Genomic DNA, 17,171 nt, shown 5'->3' on the forward strand with positions numbered 1-17,171 from the left:
GGGCGCCGAGCGGCAGCAGAACCCCCTTGGCGATCGTCTTGCCATTGATATCCTCGCCTTCGACCCAGACCCGAAGACGGGAATCGGCAGGCGCCGCTTCGACGACCTCCATGATCTTGGTCGGCGGCAGCTTGTCGTATGGCGGATGGACCATGTCCATCCAGAAGCCCGGACGGAACAGCGTGAAGGTCACCAGCAGCAAGACCAGCGCCTCCCACCAGCGGTTGCGGGCGATGAACCAACCCTGCGTCGCGGCGGCGAAGAGGAGGTTGGCCAGGATGGCAGTGGAAACCGTCAAGAACAGGTGCCAGCCACTTTCGATGCCGATCAGCAGCAACTGCGTGTTGAAGATGAACATGAACGGCAGGATGGCCGTACGGATGCTGTAGCCGAAGGCGGTGACACCGACCTTTATCGGATCGCAGCGCGCGATCCCGGCGGCGGCATAGGACGCCAGACCCACCGGCGGTGTGACGTCGGCCATCAGTCCAAAATAGAAGACGAACAGATGCACGGCAATCAGTGGCACCAACAGGCCACTCTGCGCGCCCAATTCGACCACCACCGGCGCCATCAGCGTGGACACGACGATGTAGTTGGCCGTCGTCGGCAGACCCATGCCGAGGATCAGGCAGATAACTGCCACCAGGCAAAGCATGATCATCAGGTTACCACCCGAGATCAGTTCGACCAGTTCGCTCATCACCAGACCGATGCCGGTCAGCGTCACGGTGCCGACGATGATGCCGGCGGCCGCCGTGGCGATACCAATGCCGATCATGTTGCGGGCGCCGGTAACCAGGCCGTCGAGCAGATCCTGGAAGCCCTGACGAACAGCCGCGCCTGGATCGCCCTGCTTGCGGAAGTGCGCAATGATCGGCCGTTGTGTGACCAAAATGAACATCAGGAACACCGTCGCCCAGAAAGCGGACAAAGCCGGCGAGAGTTCTTCGACCATCAGGTTCCAGATCAGCACCACCACCGGCAGCAAAAAGTGCAGGCCCGATTTCAGCGTCGGCCCCGCATCGGGTAGTGTTTCGATCGGCTTGTCCGGGTCGTCCATGTGCAGTTCCGGATAACGGGTACCGAACTTCAACAGGCCGATGTAGGCGGCCATCATCAGCAGGCCAACGATATAGATCGAGGCGTCACCGAAGACATCCTTCAGCCAGCCAAAGCCGTAGTAGACGATGCCGGCCAGGATGACGATGCCGGAAACGGTCATCAGAAAGGAGATCAAGCGCGAGCCGCGGGTGGCCTCGTGCACGCGCGGAATGCCACGGATGTCGGCCTTCATCGCTTCCAGGTGCACGATGTAGAACAGTGCAATGTAGGAGATCAGCGCCGGCAGGATGGCGTGCTTGAGCACCTGCGTGTAGGGGATGCCGACGTATTCGACCATCAGGAAGGCAGCGGCACCCATCACCGGCGGCATGATCTGGCCGTCGACCGAGGCCGCAACCTCCACCGCCGCCGCCTTGTCTGGACGGTAGCCAACACGCTTCATCAGCGGAATGGTGAAGGTCCCGGTGGTCACCACGTTGGCGATCGACGACCCCGAGATCAGGCCGGTACATGCCGAGGCAACCACCGCCGCCTTGGCCGGGCCGCCGCGCAGGTGACCAAGCAGCGAAATCGCCGACTTGATGAAATAGTTGCCGGCCCCGGCGGTTTCCAGCAGCGAACCGAACAGCACGAAGAGAAAGATGAAACCCGACGAAACCCCGAGTGCCACCCCGAAGACGCCCTCGGTACTCAGCCACAGGTGTGACATGCCCTTGCCCAGCGAAGCGCCCTTGTGAGCGATCAGGTCCGGCATGTACGGGCCAAGGAAGATGTAGCCGATGAAGATCGTCGCCAGTATGACCATCGGCAGGCCGAGCGCACGCCGTGCCGCTTCGAGCAGCAGCACGATGCCGGCGACCGATGCCACGAGGTCAAGTGTCGTCGGTTGACCGGGTCGCGTGGACAGCTCGGAGTAGAAGACAAAAAGGTAGGAGGCGCAGAAAACACCAACCAGCGCCAGCACCCAGTCCAGGGCCGGCACATAGGCACGCGGCGAGTGCTTGAATGCCGGATAGGCGAGAAAAGCGAGAAACATGGCGAAAGCCAGGTGGATCGAACGCGACTCGGTGTCGTTGAGCACAAGGATGCCAAACGAATACGGGAGCGGCGAAGCGATCCACAGTTGAAACAGCGACCATGTCAGCGCCGTCAACATGATCAGCTTGGCCACCGCACCGGTCGGCTTGCGACCGCCGGTGTCTGCCTCGGCGACCAGTTGTTTGAGTTGCTCGTCGGTCAGGACGGCTTCAGCTTCTTTTTCAGCCATGTGTGTAATCTCCGCAGACTTCAACGTAAGACGGCCCCGCGCGGGGGCCGTCGGCAGGCCTACCGGAAGCGACTGACTACGCGCCGCTCCCGCATGCTTCCGGCCGAATTACATCCAGCCTTTCTCCTTGTAGTACTTCACAGCGCCGTCATGCAGCGGTGCGGACAGGCCGTTCTTGATCATTTCCTTCGGATCGAGGTGGGCGAAAGCCGGGTGCAGCTTCTTGAAGTCGTCGAGATTGTCGAAGACCGCTTTCACCATCGCGTAGACCACGTCATTGGGAACCTTCGACGACGAGACAAAGGCTGCCACTACGCCGAAGGTGTTCGTCGGGTTCGGGTTGTGTGCGTACATGCCGCCGGGAATGGTCACTGCCGCATAGTAGGGATAGGTCTTGACCAGCTTGTCGACCGCCGGCCCCATGATATTGACCAGTTGCGCGTGACAGGTGGTGGTCGGGTCCTGGATGTTTGCCGACGGATTGCCGACGACGTAGGCGAAGCCGTCGATCTTGTTGTCGCACAGCGCCGCACCGTGCTCATCGGCCTTCATCTCGGAAACCAGCGAAAAATCACTGGTCTTCATGCCCAGGGCCGGCAGCAGGATATCCATCGTCGCGCGCTGTCCGGAGCCCGGATTGCCGATATTGAAGCGCTTGCCCTTGAAGTCGGGCAATGCCTTGACCTTGGCGTCCTCGCGCGCCAGCACGACCAGCGGCTCGGGATGGATCGAGAATACCGAACGCAATTCCTTGAACGCGCCACCCTCCTTGAACTGGTTCTCGCCCTTCAACGCGTTGTAGGCCACGTCCGACTGAGCAACGCCAAAGTCAAGCTCACCGGCCTTGATGGTATTGACGTTATAGACCGAACCGCCGGTGCTTTCGACCGAGCAGCGAATACCATGCGTTTTCTTTTCCTTGTTCATCAGGCGGCAAATCGCACCGCCCGCCGCGTAGTAAACACCGGTCACGCCACCCGTACCGATGGTGACAAACTTCTGTTCCGCGAACGCTGCCGGGCTCGCGACGCTGGCACAAACCGCGAGGGCCGCAGCAAGGGTAGTAAGTTTCTTCATTTTGAGTCTCCTTCCGTATGATCCATCAAAGAGGGCTGACTGGGCCGTGACGGCCTTGCTTGGGTTGCGGAATCATCGCGGAACCTTGTAGCAATTGTCCGCGGACTCGATTCGATTCCCAGCAAAGCAGCACCACTGTCTGAGCAGCTTCGCTCCAGTAAGTCTTGCCGCTGTTCGCACTGTCGGCCCCTTCGTCTGCAGCGACATTCCACCATTTACAGCCGACGAGACCTAACGACAATGTACTGTACACACAAACTGAGCTCAAGCCCAGACCAATTTCAGCGAAACACCGGATACCAATCAGAAACCCGATTTCCCTTGCCCTGCGGCTTGTGCAGCGCACCAATCATGCATTAAGCATTCTCCGAACAGCCTCCAGATGCTCTCCCTCGTTATGACAAATGCCCTGAAACGATGCGCACAAATCGAGGAAATCACGCAACTCCATGCGCTGTGCCATTTTCATCAGTCGCTTGGTCAGGCGCAGCGCCTTTGGCGGTTGGGCAGCCATGCGGGTGGCAAGTTCAAGTACCTTTGGCATCAAGTTCTCGGGCTCGACCACATCGAGGACGATACCAAGCGTTTTCGCCTCGACAGCGCTCACCACACGCCCGCTGAGCGTCAGCTCGAATGCCTGCTGGTAGCCGATCAGCCGCTGCATGAACCAGGCGCCGCCATCGCCCGGAATGATGCCCAGGTTGAGGAAGGTCTCGCCAAACTTCGCCCGGCTCGACGCCAGCCGGATATCGGCCATGTTGGCAAGATCGAAGCCGGCGCCAATGGCCGCGCCGTTGACAGCCGCGATCACCGGGATCTCGACAGCGTTCAGCGCCAGCGGGATGCGCTGGATGCCGCGACGGTAACGCTCCGCGACCTCGGCCACGTTGCCCGCGAAGTCGCCACCGCGTTTGGCCATGTCCTTGACGTTGCCGCCAGCCGAGAACGCCGATCCCGCGCCGGTGATGATCAGCACCGAGACCTCTTCACAGCGGTTGACCCACTCGGCAACGCTGACAATATCGTCGATCAAGCCCGTGCCGGTCAGTGCGTTGCGGACATCGTCGCGATTGAGTGTCAGGGTCGCGACGCGCTGGTCCAGGTCAAGGAGAGCGTCGGAAAGCACCGGCATGTTCATTGCGGACCCTCCTTCGCAGCGGAGCTTGCTCGATCGACGATGATCCGTGCATCGACCACGGCGTAGCCGTCAACCAGGGCAATGACCGGGTTGAGATCCAGTTCCACGATTTGCGGATAGGCCTCGGCGATACTCGACACTTTCAGTAGCAGATCGACCAGCGCGTCCTTGTCGACCGCCGCCTCGCCGCGCACGCCACCGAGGATCTTGCGCGACTTGATCTGCTCGAGCATTGACGAAGCATCGTGGGGCGACAGGGGAATGGCACGAAAAACCACGTCTTCGAGAATCTCGACGAAAATTCCACCCAGCCCGAACATCAGTACCGGCCCGAAAATCGGATCGCGAATGACGCCGATAATCACCTCGGTGCCCTTGCGCGCCATCGGCGCGAGCAGAACCCCCTTGATCACCGCCTGCGGGTCATAAGCGCGTGCGGAAGCCATGATCTGGTCGAAAGCGACGCGCATGCCGGCTTCGCCGCGCACGTTGAGCTTGACGCCGCCGGCATCCGATTTGTGCAGAATATCCTTGGACACCACTTTCATCGCCACCGGCTGGTCGCCGAATCGCTCAGCGATCCCGGCCAGATCGTCGGCGGCGCAGGCCAGTAGTTCCTCCGGCACGACAACACCATGGGCGCGCAGCAAGGCCTTGGCCTCGAACTCGAAGAGGTCGCGGCCCTCGGCTTGTGCCGCGGCAAAAGCTGCCTGCGCGGCGCCATCCGGCGTCACCGCAGGCAGGCTCTGGCGACCGGCGCTAGCCGCCAGATAGATACCTCGTTCGCCCAGCGCCGACAATACGCGCACCGCCTGCTCGATCGAACTGTAGACCGGCAGACCGGCTTCGTGCAGCCGCCGCAAGGCCGGCGGATTGACCGGGGCGTAGAGGCTGTAGACGACCAGTGGCTTGTCGGTCCTGCGGGCCAGTTCGATCATCGCTTCGGCACCACGCATCTCGCCACCCAACAGGTCTTCGGCAAAGCGGGTGTAATAGCCACCGAACATGCCGACCAGGAAGATGCTGTCGACGTTGTCGTCGTCGGCAACGATTTCCAGGCAATCGGCAAGCAGCGCCGGGTTGGCATCGCTGCTGCCGGCGACATCGACAGGGTTGACCAGAGAAGCCTGCGGAACCAGGATTTCGCCAAGACGCCGGCGCGTCGTTTCGCTCAGTTCGGCCAGTTCAAGCCCGGCCTCGGACAGACGATCGGAGGCAATGGTCGCCTGGCCTCCACCGTCGGCGACGACGGCCACGCGCTTGCCACGCGCTTTCTGCAGTAGCCCCAGACCTTCGGCGACCGGCAGAATTTCGTCCGAATGCTGCACCACGCTAACCCCGACCTGGCGCAACAGGTCAACGGTCATCGCATAGCTGCCCGCCAGTGCACCGGTGTGCGAACTGGCCGCCTTCTGACCGGCTTCGGTCGAGCCCGACTTGTACACCACCACCGGCTTGAGCGCGGTGATCGCGCGCGCCGCATCGAGGAAACGACGCCCGTCACGGAAGCCCTCGACGTAGAGTGTCGCAACCCGCGTGTGTGGGTCTTCACCCAGATAGCGCAGGTAGTCGTTGAAGCCGATATCTGCCTGGTTGCCGGGCCCGGCATAGGTGCTGAAACCGACGTGACCGTTACGTTCGGCTTCGAGCACCAGCGACAGCAGCATGTTGCCCGATTGCGAAATGAGACCGATGTCACCCGCCTTGATGTTGTTCAAGGCCAGCAGGTTGACTTTCTTGTGCAGATTGAACATCCCGGAGGTATTCGGGCCGATGATCCGCACGCCACTGCGGCGAGCCGCATCCATCAGATCCTGTTCCAGCTGGATCCCTTCGGGACGGCCGGTTTCGCGAAAGCCGCTGGCCAGGATCACCGCTCCCTTGACGCCCTTCTTGCCGCATTCGATGAGCAGGCCCGGCACCGACGAAGCCGGCGTGCAGATCAGCGCCAGATCGGCGGTCCCTGGAATGTCCGCCAGCGACGCGTAGGCCTTGACGCCGAGAACCCTATCCACCTTGGGATTGATCGGGTAGATCGTGCCCGGGTAGCCATCCTTGATCAGGCCGACCATCGCCTTGTAGCCGCGTTTGGTGGGATCGGCCGAAGCGCCGACGATGGCAATTGAATCGGGGGCCAGAAAATCGTGCAGCGGGCTGCGCTGCGTTGTCGGAGCAATGGTATTCATCTCAGCACCCCTTGAAGATCGGCAGGCGCTTTTCGGCGAAGGCATCGATACCTTCCTGCCAGTCCTGCGTCGTGCCGACGAAGGTCATGCCTTCGAGCTCAGCGGTCAGGGCGGCGTCCAGCGTGCGCTCAGCCGCCATGTTCAGCTGCTCCTTGGCCAGTTGCATCGACAATGGCGCCTTGCCGGCGATCCGCCCGGCGAATTCGCGCGCCGCGTCGAGAAAGCCTTCATCCGGCAGCACCCGATTGGCCAGGCCGATGCGCACCGCCTCGTCGCCCTTGATTCGTTCGCCGAGAAAAACCAGCTCGCGCGCCTTGGCCAGCCCGACCAGGCGCGGCAGAAGATAGGTGACGCCGCCGCCGAGGAAGGTGCCAATACTGATTTCCGGCAGGCCGATCTGCGCGCTCTCGGCCATCAGCAGGAAATCCGAAGCAATGGCCATTTCGGCACCGGCGCCCAGGGCAAAACCATTGACTGCGGCAATCACCGGCTTCGACAGCAACAACAGCCGTCGGCAGACGATCTGTTCGCCACGCAGGTACTGGCGCCGATCGAAAGCGGTGCGCCCTGCCTTGTGGGCCTTGAGGTCGGCGCCAACACAGAACGCTCGACCCTCGCCAGTCAACAGGACGACACGAACATCGCCGTCGGCCTCGGCGACAGCCAGCGCAGCGTTGAGTTCGTCGTAGAGCTCCTGCGTTACCGCGTTGAGCCGTTCCGGTCGATTCAGGCGGATTTCGGCTATCCCGCCACTCGCTTGGTAAATGATCGTTTCAGTGTGCATGGACACCGCTCCTTTTCTTTCAGTAAACGAAGGAATGGCCGCGACTCAACAAGCGGCGAGCCGCGGCGGGCGGCCTCAGGCGGGCAGTTCCTGAATCGACGACGGTGCTCCCTCGAGTGCAACAAGCGCGTCCTCGGTAAAGATGCGCAGCCCCAGTTCGGGTCGGTAGCCATGGATCTCCTTGACATCCAGTGCGCGCATGAAGGTGATGATTTCCTGACTGATCACCTGCCCGGGGACCAGAATCGGAAAACCTGGCGGGTAGGGGATGACGAAGGTGGTCGACACCAACTGGCGTCCGGCGGCGATTTCCTTCTCGATGGCCTTGCCCGCGATCGGCACGTATTCGCACTTGCTTTCGTCGTAGGCGAGGAAGAAGGCCGAGCGGATGTCCCCTTCTGGCGTACCGTTGCCCGAACTCAGCCGAAACGAGTCGTGAAAACAACTGAAATCAGGCAGTGGCGGCAGGTCCTCGCGCAAGGCCTTGACCCGACGCGCGAAGATCCGGCGCTCGACGTTGCTGGCGTCGTCGAGTCGCTCATCGAGATCGCGTGCGATCTTGACCAGCACCTCTATCAGATAGGCCACCGACGAGCGCGTGGTGCCGATGTTGGTCATGAACAGCACCGTGTTGCGCGAGGTCTTGTTGATCTGGATGCCGTGCTTGTTCATCAGGATTTCGTTCTTGAACGTATCACCGTCCCAACCCGAGCCCGACACCGACAAGGTGATCCGCGTTGCATCGAGGACGAATTCGTCCTCGCTCCAGGCGGCCATGATGTCGGTCCAGCCGTGTTCGGGATCCCAGTAGCTCTTGATCCCCGACTTGCGATACTCGGCCGGAATCATCTCGGCGACGGTGAGGACGTGGAAATACTTGCTGATCAGCGGGTGGGTATTGATCACCTTGCGCAGCGACATCGCCTGCTCGACCTGGCGCTGGATGAACTCGAAGCCCTCGAGTTCGACCTGCCGCCTGCCGATATCGAGCGAGGCAATGATCTGGTAGTTGGGCGAGGTGGAGGTGTGCGTCATGTAGGCCTCGTGAAAAGCCTGCTCGACCTCGTCCTTGAAATCCTGGTCATGGACGTGAATCATCGAACCTTGGCGCAGAGCGGTCAGCGTCTTGTGCGTCGATTGGCAGGCGTAGGCACGCACACGCACCTTTTCGGGGTCCGCCATCAGGCGAGTGTTCAGCAGGATCTCATCGTCGGCGTCGGCCATTTTTTCCCGGTACTCTGCATAAGCCACACGGTACTCGGGCGAACGGTAACGCTCGCGCAGCTGGCCGGCGCAGTACATGGCCGTGCGCCGCCGATAGGCCGGGCCAAAACGGGCAAAGGCAAACCACGCCTCATCCCAGAGAAAGACCAGATCCGGTTTTATCGCCAGGCATTCGTCCATCACCCGCTCGACGTTGTAGACCACCCCATCGAAAGTGCAGTTGGTCAGAAGCAGCATGCGCACGCGATCGAGCTTGCCCGCCGCCTTCAATTCCAGCAGGCGGTGCTTGATTTCTTTCATCGGCACCGCACCGTACATTGAATAGTCGTTGAGCGGGTAGCTGTCGAGATAGACCACCTGCGCCCCGGCCAGGACCATGCCGTAGTGGTGCGACTTGTGGCAGTCGCGGTCGACCAGCACGATGTCGCCAGGGCGGACGATCGCCTGTACCACTATCTTGTTGCAGGTCGACGTACCGTTGGTGGCAAAGAAGGTCTGCTTCGAGCCAAAGGCGCGAGCGGCCATCTCCTGCGCCTTCTTGATCGGACCGTGCGGCTCCAGCAGGCTGTCGAGTCCGCCCGAGGTGGCCGAGGTTTCAGCGAGGAAGATGTTCATCCCGTAGAAGTCGCCCATGTCCTTGATCCAGTGCGAGGCGGTGATCGACTTGCCACGACTGATCGGCATGGCGTGAAAAACGCCGGTGGGGATGCGTGCGTACTGCGTCAGGGCGTTGAAGAAGGGCGCCTCGAAGCGTTCCGAAACGCCGCGCAGGATGTTCAGGTGCAGGTCCAGATGGTCTTCCTGGTTGTAGAAGACGCGCCGACAGTTGCCGAGCTTGGCGCCAGCGATCTCCTCGACCGACTGATCGGTGAACAGATACACGTCGAGCTCTGGACGCAGCTTGGCAATCATCCGGCAAAGTTCGGGGCCGTACTCCTTGGGCTCCACCTCTTCGAGGACTTCCTCTTCGAGCCGCGAAAGGTAGCGATGCAGCAGCTCCAGCGTCTGCTCCGATTCACGCTTCAGATCGTTGCGAATTACCACTGCCTGCAGATTGTGGTTGAACATCACGCCGATCAGGGCGTCGGTGAGGCTGGGCACGAACACCGGCTCATAGACGAAGGGATCCTCGGGGCGGCGCAGCGAACGCAGTGTACGACGCAGGTTTTCCTCCTGCATCGGCGAAAACTTGTCTACGAACAGCACTTCGAAGTAAAGGAGCTCCTTGCCGGCATTTTCCGTGGACTCGTCGTCCGGACTGCCCTCGGTCAGTTCCTCGACATCATGGTGGTGAGGATTGCGTCGATAACTGTTGCTCAGCAAGGCGTGACAGATATTTCGCACCGTGATCGCCAGCACGTCGAAACGACCCAGTGTGACGAGTTCGCCAAGCCGACTGAAAGTATCGTGCCCCGGAAAAGCCCAGTAGAGTTCGATCGGACGCAGGGCGTCGATCAACTCGACGATTTTGCGCTCGGCCTCGTGCCGCCGGCGTTCCGTGCGGCTCTGAACGAGTTGCTCGCTGGCGATTTTCAGGGCGCTCCAGCGGTCGGTGCGAAGTTGCAGCGCACTGTAGTATTCACCCAGCGATTTCTTGGCTTTGCTGTCTGCCTTCATGGCTTGTCTCCTGATGCGAGGTCCATGCCTCGCGTATCGTTGTTATGTGGCGATGGCGAACTGCCAAACTCGATGAGCCGCTCGCCCACGTTGAAGTCGGCGAATGACTGTGACCAGTTGACGCCCGGCCAGAAGAAATCGGCACGGCCCTCGCTCGGCCAATACGCCGCCGAGTACAGGGTGCCGAGACCGCGTGCAAACGCGTTCGAGTAAATGGGCGCTTGCAGGAATGCAGCGATCAGCGCCTCGGTGGTCATTGCGCTGTCGTCCAGCATCTCCATTAACCGCTGCAGGCGCTCGACCGTCGACGTGGCACGAGCGTGCTGATGCCATTCGACCTTTTTCTGGTGATTGGTCGCCGCTGCCAGGCGACGAATGTCACCGCTACGGCCCGGGACAAGGAAAACCGTCGCGAAGTCGCCGCTACGGTCAACTACGGTGACGTTGTAACTCATATGCACCGGAACCCGTGCCAGTGCCGCGCAAGCCTCTTCGGTGCGCGTGCAGGTTTCGAGCACGTAGCGCAGTACCAGCGGTACCCCGAAGCCTTCGCCGACTTCCTGACGACCCCCAAACGACAAGGCCAGCGCAAGGCCATCCTCGTTGATGCCGTCGAGCAGGCCCCACATGCAGTCGCTGAGGCCGATCACCTCTCGACCATTCCAGGCGGTCTTCAGGATCACGCCTTCACACAGCTGTGGCGGATAGTCGTAGTTGCGCACCAGCAGCGGCCGCTCGCCGGGCCAGACCAGCTGCGAGCAGCCGGTGACGTACGGCGGCGGGCAGAAAAGCGACAGGAAGCGCGCTTCCACGTCGCCGCCACCGGCAAGCTCGGCCAGCTTCTCGTAGGTTGGCATCAGCTCCGGCATGTGCTTGCGTAGCGCCCGCACGCAAGGCAGATAATAGGGACGCTCCGCGTCGCCGCTTTGCAGATACCAGCGACGATACGAGGGCCAGAATTCGCTGAACAGCGCTTGCCAGATGGCCCCCGGTCGTGTTTCTTCCATGGCGCGGAAGAGCAGCGACTGGGTCTGAATGAGCGGCATCTACCTCCTCAACCGGCGATCAGAGAATCTTGAACGCGCCAGCCGACGGCACCGGTTCGGCCACCGCCGTATCCAGAGGACGACCCTTGTAGAAGCTCTTGATCCCACGGATCCAGTTCTCCGCGCGGGCGTTGATCTTGAATTCCTCGGTCATCGAGCGGCCGCGGGTAATCAGAATGCCCAGATCGGCACCTTCATAGCGATAGTCACCGCGCCCGGTGATACGCAACCAGAAAGCCTCGTTCTCGCCTTCGACCGCCAGGCGGTGGTAGTCGAAGCGGTGGAAAGTGACGTTGCCGGCGTCGTCCATGCGGTAGATTCCGGATTCCGGCGCCTGGTCGACGATGTCGACTTCCTGGTCGGTGTACTTCATGACCAGCTGGCTCCAGCTGTCGATGTACTTGGGATTCTTCCAGCGCTCGTTCATCGCTGCCACGTCGAGCTTGAAATCCACGCCACTGAATTCGAGCAGGTGGAAGAAGAAGAGCGGCGCGTCGGCATAGGCGAACGCCGCATGGTTGGTCATCGGGCTGGCACCGCAGACGCGCGGGTTGAGTTCGCCCAGATAGACCTCCTCGGTATCCTGGTCGATCAGGAAATCCAGGTCGAAGTAACCGCGGTAGCCTTCCTCGAGCAACTGGTTGCCGAAGGCGTAGGCGTAGTCGCGAGCGATGATGCGCGCTTTCTCCGGGAAGGCTCCCGGAAAGACCTCGTTGCCGCACCAGCCACCCTTGTACGGGGTCAATTCCTTGGCGCCGACGATTTCGGTGAGCAGCGGGCCGACGACGGTGCCACAACGGGTCACGCACGCTTCCAGCGTCCCGCCGCGGCAGTTGATGCGCTTCATCACCTTGACCTCGGGATCCTTGACGATCTCGTCGGCGTATTTCTTCCACTCCTCCTCGTTGGAGATGAAGAAGGTGGTGTGGCCGGAGTCGCCAAAGGCCGACTGAATCACCAGGTCGCTGCCCAGTCCGTTTTCCTCGGTCAGCTTGATCAGCTGCTCGTAGCTCTCGACCTTGGCCAGCACGTTCGGCACCGAGGGCACCCCGGCCTTGTTGCCGATACGTACCGTTTCCATCTTGTTGTCGCAACGCGTACGTAATGAGGCCGGCGGGAACCACAGCTCGATACCCAGTTCCTTGCATAGTTCCTCGGTCTTCTCGTCAAACATCAGGAACACCGCGACCGGATCGCCACCGCGCCCCTTGATGAAGTCGATGACCTCCTTGTTCTGCAGCAGATAGTTGTTGATGTCCTCGATACCTTCGAACTCCGGATGCGGTTGCTCGCTGGGGACGAAGACGTTCGGATGACGACCGTCGTAGCAGTCGATGTAGTTGATGTGCTTGAAGTGCGGCACCCGCTCATCCATGCCGGCCAGATTAAAGTTGGTGGCGCTGATGAAGTAGATCGGACGCGTATTGCGATGGAAGAACAGTCGCAAATCCGACATGCTGGTAATGGCGGGCATTGTGGCTTGAGCTTGAGTCATATCTTGTCTCCTCTGGGGTGATGTATTTTTGTGCGGCGGCGCTTTTCTGCGGCAAAACTGAAAGGCAACAATCCCGATTCCAAAGAGGGTGGCAATGGCCAGGCCGAGCATCGGTCCGGCGCTCACCTTGCCACCCGCTTGCGGTAACACATCCCGCTGCTCAAGGATGGTTCGGGTACGGTGGTGCGTCGCCCAGCGGCGAAGCAGCAACATAGACGTCCGTGTTCAGATCGGCGACATGGAGGATGGAACCGTCCGCTCCGGCGACTGCGCCTTCGGGCAGGACAGCCGCGCCGCCACGCGAGCCGCGCGTCGGTTTGATCAGGGGCCCAAGGCTGTTCAGATAGCCTTCTTCCCGGCCCAGGTGCTTCTGATAGACCGGAAACTCGACTGGCCGATCACGGAAACTCTTCAACGTCTGACCCAGGCCGCGAATACCAACCTCGCGTTCCCGACGCACCCGCGACAGATCGATCTCCACCGGGATGATCTCCTCGCCGCCGCCCGCCTGATGAATGACGTAGCCGGAAGGGCCAACGACGATCGAGTGGCCGGTGCCGCAGTCACCAACCCCGTTGACATCGAAAAAGTAGCACTGGTTGATCGTCGCACTGGCACGGGCGATCGGCAATTCCACATCGCGGTCAATGGTGTCGGTCATCGTCGGATGGAGAATGCATTCGGCGCCCATCGAAACCAGCGTCCGCGTCGTTTCCGGAAACCACATGTCGTAGCAAATGGAGACCCCGAAACGGCCGACGTTGGGAACGTCGAAGACGCAGAAATCGGTACCCGCTTTGATACCCATCTCGTACGGCAGAAAGGGGAACATCTTGCGGTAGCGGGCCACCACCGTCCCGTTCGGGTCGATCACCGAGGTGGTGTTGTAGATATCATCGCCAACGCGCTCGAACATCGACCCCGGCAGCAGCCAGAGGCCGTGTTTGGCTGCCATCTGGCAGAAAATCTGCTCGGCCGGCCCCCCCGTTGGCTGGGCGTGATAGGGCGCTGGTCCGTAGGGAGCGAGCTCGCTGAAAACGACCATCTGGACCCAGGGAAACCGGGCCATGACGACATCCAGCTTGTGTCCCATCGCGGTGATGTTCTCGCGCTCCATCGAGACGTTCATCTGGATGCCGGCAATTGAAAAAGGAATCATGAAATGGGCTCTCCTGCCGCTCTAGGGTTCGGTACGAAGATTTGTCGAATTGACAGCACGCTCCGGCGCAGCGAACGCAACCGGATCACAACGGCCGCTCGCGGGCAGATGCTCGCGTCCCTGAAAAAACCCGGGGTGCCGGACGATATTCCGCTGGCGCAAGGTGCTCAGGCGCCAATCGCCTGCAACGATGCTTCGATTATCTCCAGGCCCTCATCCAGCAGCGCCTCCGGAATGGTCAGCGGAATCATTACCCGCAATACATTACCGTGCGGCCCGCACAACAGCAACAGCAGGCCACGTCTTGCCGCTTCGTTCTTCAAGGCGGTGGCCATGTCGGTCGCCGGTTGCCGGGGGTCGCCGTTGCGGCAGAACTCCACCGCCGTCATCGCTCCAAGTCCGCGCACGTCGACGATGCTGGAATATTGCTTCTTCATCGCAGTGAAGCGACTGCGCAGGCGCTCACCGAGCGCCATCGAGCGGCTGCAGAGCTTTTCTTCCTCGACAATGTCGAGCACCGCCAGCGCGCCGGCAACCGCAATCGGGCTGCCCGCATAGGTGGAACCGAGGCCGCCGACCTCTGCCGCATCCATGATCTCGGCCTTGCCAACGATGGCGGCAATCGGCAAGCCGCCGCCGAGGCCCTTGGCCAGGGTGATGATGTCCGGCTCGACGTCGTAGTGTTCGGTGGCAAACAGCTTTCCGCAACGGGCAATGCCGGTCTGTACTTCATCGGCAACCAGCAGAATCCCGTGCTTGTCGCAGAGCGTCCGCAGGCGGCGCAGGAAACCGGGCGGCGCCGGCAGATAGCCGCCCTCGCCCTGTACCGGTTCGATGACGATTGCGCCGACGTCGGAGGCTTCGATGCTGTAGGCGAACAACTGCTCAATGGCCGCGATGGAATCGTCTTCCGAGACACCGTGCAGGGCATTCGGAAACGGCACGTGGAAAATGCCGCCGGGGAAGGGCCCGAACTTGACCTTGTAGGGAGCCACCTTGCCGGTCAGCGCCAGGCCGAACATCGTGCGACCGTGGAAGCCGCCACCGAAGGAAATCAAACCCGTCCGTCCGGTGGCCGCCCGGGCAATCTTTACCGCATTCTCGACCGCTTCCGCGCCGGTATTGACCAGAAACGACTTCTTCGGCGTGCTGCCTGGCGCCGCGGCGTTGAGCCGCTCGCACAGTTCCACGTACGATTCGTAGGCCACCACCTGGAAGCAGGTGTGGGTGAACGCCTCCAGTTGCTCACGCGCCGCAGCGACCAGCCGCGGATGGCAGTGTCCGGTATTGACCACCGCGATGCCGGCGCAAAAGTCGATCCAGCGACGCCCCTCGACATCCCAAATTTCCGCGTTGTTGGCGCGTTCGGCGAACAGCGGGTGCGCCTGCCCGACACCTCTCGGCAAGGCGGCCTGGCGCCTGGCCATCAGCTCGGCGTTGGTTTGGGTGGTCGGTTTTTCGTTACGTGCATTCATGTCTTTCTCCTGTGCAATTCGCCCGCAGGCTCAATTGATCCCGCCAATGCAAACGTGCTTGATTTCCAGATAATCCTCGATGCCGTACTTGGAACCCTCGCGGCCCAGGCCGGAAGACTTCATGCCGCCGAACGGCGCCACCTCGGTCGAGATCAAGCCGGTGTTGACGCCGACAATGCCGTATTCCAGAGCGCTCGATACACGCATGCTGCGCGCCAGATTCTCGGTGTAAAAATAGGAGGCGAGGCCAAATTCCGTATCGTTGGCCATCGCCACCGCCTCGCTCTCGGTGGTGAACTTGAAGACCGGCGCCACTGGCCCGAACACTTCTTCACGGGCGATGCGCATCGCTGGCGTGACGTTGGCCAGAATGGTCGGTTCGTACCAGGTACCGCCCAGACTGTGACGCTTGCCGCCGCAGACCACACGAGCCCCTTTCTCGCGTGCATCGAGAACCATGTCCTCGACCTTGGCAATAGCTGCATCATCGATCAGCGGACCTTGCGTGACGCCATCGTCGACGCCGTTGCCGACGCGCAGCCCGGCAACAGCTGCACCGAGCTTGTCGACGAAAACGTCGTAGACGCCTTCCTGAACCAGCAGACGGTTGGCGCAGACGCAGGTCTGACCGGCGTTGCGGTACTTGGAGAGAATCGCCCCCTGCACCGCGGCATCGAGATCGGCGTCATCAAAGACGATGAACGGCGCGTTGCCGCCCAACTCGAGCGACAGTTTCTTGATCGTCGGCGCGCATTGCTGCATGAGAATGCGACCGACTTCGGTGGAGCCGGTAAAGCTCAGCTTGCGCACCGTTGGATTGGCGCACAACTCACCGCCGATCGCCGGCGCGTCGCCGGTGACGACATTGAAAACGCCCGCCGGGACACCCGCGCGCTCGGCCAGTTCCGCCAGCGCCAGCGCCGACAGCGGCGTCGCTTCGGCCGGCTTGAGGACCACACAGCAGCCGGCGGCAAGCGCCGGACCGACCTTGCGGGTGATCATCGCGGCCGGGAAATTCCACGGCGTGATGGCCGCACAGACACCGATTGGCTCCTTGGTCACCAGGACGCGCTTGTCGGCGTGGTGCGGGGGAACGATGTCGCCGTAGATACGCTTGCCTTCCTCGGCAAACCACTCGATGAACGACGCCGCGTAGGCGATCTCGCCACGCGATTCGGCGAGCGGTTTTCCCTGCTCTGCAGTCATCAGCTGCGCCAAATCCTCCTGGTTGGCGAGCAGCAGCTCGAACCAGCGCCGCAGAACCTTGGCCCGCTCACCGGCTGTCCGTGCCCGCCAGGCGGGCTGGGCGACCCGGGCCGCCTCGATGGCGCGACGGGTTTCCGCGGCGCCGGCTTCCGGCACTGTCGCCAGCTGCTCACCGGTGGCTGGGTTGGTCACGGGAAACGTTCGCCCGCTGTCGGCGACGGCCCATTCCCCGTTGATGTAGCACAACTGCCTGAGCAGTGTCGTATCGGCAAGTTTCACAAGCATCTCTCCTCTCGGTGCATTCGATCAGCGCGGATTTTCCTCAGGCTGGCTAGCAGTTGCCGCCAGCACGCACCATCTTGGGTCAACTGTACGCGGAAGAGCGGTGCCCAACCCGACCAATTAATGCAACATTCCTGATACCAATTTGGC

11 protein-coding genes are annotated in these 17,171 nt (G+C 61.5%); all 11 read right to left on the reverse strand.

What is annotated here, in order from left to right; all coding sequences use genetic code 11:
* On the reverse strand, positions 1-2,332 hold a 2,332-nt coding region (locus RUW20_RS03030; RefSeq protein ID WP_313950719.1), incomplete at its 3' end, for a TRAP transporter permease.
* A 108-nt stretch (positions 2,333-2,440) separates the two neighbouring features.
* Positions 2,441-3,409, reverse strand: coding sequence for a TAXI family TRAP transporter solute-binding subunit (locus RUW20_RS03035; RefSeq protein WP_313950720.1), 969 nt, complete (start codon positions 3,407-3,409; stop codon positions 2,441-2,443).
* Between the two features lie 349 nt (positions 3,410-3,758).
* Entirely contained in the window at positions 3,759-4,547 is a 789-nt protein-coding gene (locus RUW20_RS03040) for an enoyl-CoA hydratase-related protein (protein ID WP_313950721.1), read from the reverse strand.
* On the reverse strand, positions 4,544-6,733 hold the full coding sequence (locus RUW20_RS03045; RefSeq protein ID WP_313950722.1) for an acetate--CoA ligase family protein: 2,190 nt from the start codon (positions 6,731-6,733) through the stop codon (positions 4,544-4,546). The genes RUW20_RS03040 and RUW20_RS03045 overlap by 4 nt, the downstream gene beginning before the upstream one ends.
* 1 nt (position 6,734) lies before the next feature.
* Positions 6,735-7,517, reverse strand: coding sequence for an enoyl-CoA hydratase/isomerase family protein (locus tag RUW20_RS03050; RefSeq protein WP_313950723.1), 783 nt, complete (start codon positions 7,515-7,517; stop codon positions 6,735-6,737).
* Between the two features lie 75 nt (positions 7,518-7,592).
* Positions 7,593-10,358 carry an aminotransferase class I/II-fold pyridoxal phosphate-dependent enzyme gene (locus tag RUW20_RS03055; protein ID WP_313950724.1) on the reverse strand — a complete coding sequence of 922 codons (2,766 nt, stop codon included), beginning with the start codon at positions 10,356-10,358 and terminating at the stop codon, positions 7,593-7,595.
* Positions 10,355-11,404 (reverse strand): C45 family peptidase, encoded by a 1,050-nt coding sequence (locus RUW20_RS03060; RefSeq protein WP_313950725.1) that lies wholly within the window; start codon positions 11,402-11,404, stop codon positions 10,355-10,357. The genes RUW20_RS03055 and RUW20_RS03060 overlap by 4 nt, the downstream gene beginning before the upstream one ends.
* Positions 11,405-11,423: 19 nt before the next feature.
* Positions 11,424-12,899, reverse strand: coding sequence for a biotin carboxylase (locus tag RUW20_RS03065; RefSeq protein ID WP_313950726.1), 1,476 nt, complete (start codon positions 12,897-12,899; stop codon positions 11,424-11,426).
* Between the two features lie 160 nt (positions 12,900-13,059).
* Complete coding sequence (locus RUW20_RS03070; RefSeq protein WP_313950727.1) at positions 13,060-14,058, reverse strand: carbon-nitrogen hydrolase family protein; 999 nt, start codon at positions 14,056-14,058, stop codon at positions 13,060-13,062.
* 167 nt (positions 14,059-14,225) lie between these two features.
* Entirely contained in the window at positions 14,226-15,533 is a 1,308-nt protein-coding gene (gene gabT, locus RUW20_RS03075) for a 4-aminobutyrate--2-oxoglutarate transaminase (protein WP_313950728.1), read from the reverse strand.
* A gap of 30 nt (positions 15,534-15,563) precedes the next feature.
* Positions 15,564-17,024: an NADP-dependent succinate-semialdehyde dehydrogenase gene (gene gabD / locus RUW20_RS03080; RefSeq protein WP_313950729.1), complete on the reverse strand. Its 1,461-nt coding sequence runs from the start codon at positions 17,022-17,024 to the stop codon at positions 15,564-15,566.
* Positions 17,025-17,171: the final 147 nt, after the last annotated feature.

Source organism: Accumulibacter sp., assembly GCF_032229525.1.
Lineage (GTDB): Bacteria > Pseudomonadota > Gammaproteobacteria > Burkholderiales > Rhodocyclaceae > Accumulibacter.

Bases quoted from the DNA above. Each gene is read 5' to 3' on its own strand.
- RUW20_RS03035 (WP_313950720.1), bottom strand. From the start codon at position 3,409: ATGAAGAAACTTACTACCCTTGCTGCGGCCCTCGCGGTTTGTGCCAGC.
- RUW20_RS03040 (WP_313950721.1), bottom strand. From the start codon at position 4,547: ATGAACATGCCGGTGCTTTCCGACGCTCTCCTTGACCTGGACCAGCGC.
- RUW20_RS03045 (WP_313950722.1), bottom strand. From the start codon at position 6,733: ATGAATACCATTGCTCCGACAACGCAGCGCAGCCCGCTGCACGATTTT.
- RUW20_RS03050 (WP_313950723.1), bottom strand. From the start codon at position 7,517: ATGCACACTGAAACGATCATTTACCAAGCGAGTGGCGGGATAGCCGAA.
- RUW20_RS03055 (WP_313950724.1), bottom strand. From the start codon at position 10,358: ATGAAGGCAGACAGCAAAGCCAAGAAATCGCTGGGTGAATACTACAGT.
- RUW20_RS03060 (WP_313950725.1), bottom strand. From the start codon at position 11,404: ATGCCGCTCATTCAGACCCAGTCGCTGCTCTTCCGCGCCATGGAAGAA.
- RUW20_RS03065 (WP_313950726.1), bottom strand. From the start codon at position 12,899: ATGACTCAAGCTCAAGCCACAATGCCCGCCATTACCAGCATGTCGGAT.
- RUW20_RS03070 (WP_313950727.1), bottom strand. From the start codon at position 14,058: ATGATTCCTTTTTCAATTGCCGGCATCCAGATGAACGTCTCGATGGAG.
- gabT (WP_313950728.1), bottom strand. From the start codon at position 15,533: ATGAATGCACGTAACGAAAAACCGACCACCCAAACCAACGCCGAGCTG.
- gabD (WP_313950729.1), bottom strand. From the start codon at position 17,024: ATGCTTGTGAAACTTGCCGATACGACACTGCTCAGGCAGTTGTGCTAC.